Origin of the sequence: Burkholderia sp. Se-20378 (assembly GCF_017104665.1) — a bacterium.
Classification (GTDB): domain Bacteria; phylum Pseudomonadota; class Gammaproteobacteria; order Burkholderiales; family Burkholderiaceae; genus Burkholderia; species Burkholderia lata.
The window spans coordinates 1-1,006 of the sequence record NZ_JAAGPG010001173.1; the positions used below are offsets into that span (position 1 = coordinate 1).

A 1,006-nucleotide genomic window follows, 5' to 3' on the forward strand; every position below is an offset into this window, starting at 1 on the left:
CGCCGGCTCGCGAGCAGCCAGGTCGGCCAGCGCCAGCAGGCTGTCGACGATCGTCCAGGCCGCGAGCAGATCGCGCAGGTCGCGCTCGATCAGGCCAGGCGGCAGACGGCCCGCGAAACCGAGTTCACGCCCGAGACGGTCGGCCGTACGGCTCAGCCACGCACTCGCCCGCCACGCCCGTGGATTGCGCGCGATGCGCACCAGGTCGTCGCGCACCGCGCGATGCAGGCGCCGCCGGCTCGTGCCGGGATCGCCGGGAAATACGAGCGAGAACACCAGCGCCCCGAACGCGATGCCAAGCAGCGTGGCGAGCGCCGAATTGAGAAACGCGGCGTCGCCGATGCGCGCCGTATTGTCCGGCGACGTGAAATTCCAGAAGAAGATCGAGAAGCCGCTGCCGATGCCGGCCGTGCGCGGATTGCGCATCGCGATGCCGGTGCCGATCATGAACACGCCGAGGATGTACGCGAGCATCTCGAAGCCCGACACCGCCGGCAACAGCACGAAATTACAGAGGGCCCCCGCGGCCGCCGCGCAGGCCGCCCCTTTCAGGAAGCCGACGGTCGCGCCCACCGAGTTCGGGCGCGTCGAGAACAGCGCGCAGACCACGCCGGTGATCGCGACGAACCCGGCGCCCGACGGCCACGCGGTGACGATCCAGAGCGCCGACGCGACCAGCACCGCGATGAACGCGCGAATCCCGTTGTGCCACGCAAGCACCGGATCGTGGTGAAACGCATAGTGCACGCGCGATGCCGTCGGATTCGGCCGCTCCAGCTGTGCCTTGCCCGCAAAGGCGGCGTCGAACCCGGCAAGCAGCGCTGCCAGCCGGTCGAGCGTGAGCAGGCGCGACGGGTCCGAACCGGCGGGGTATGTGGCCTCGGCGCGTACCGCGTCGTCCACGCGGGTACGCAACGCGGTCAATTCGGATCCCGCTTCGCCCGACGCCGCCACCCCGTCGAGCACCTGCGCGGCATCGGCGACCAGCGGGTCCGGCGTGCCGCCG

Annotated in this window: 1 protein-coding gene; it reads right to left on the reverse strand. The window is 70.9% G+C overall.

Features of this window, described 5'->3' with window-relative positions:
* A partial coding sequence (locus tag G3N93_RS40835; protein ID WP_206135615.1) for an FUSC family protein occupies positions 1–1,006 on the reverse strand: 1,006 nt, incomplete at both ends.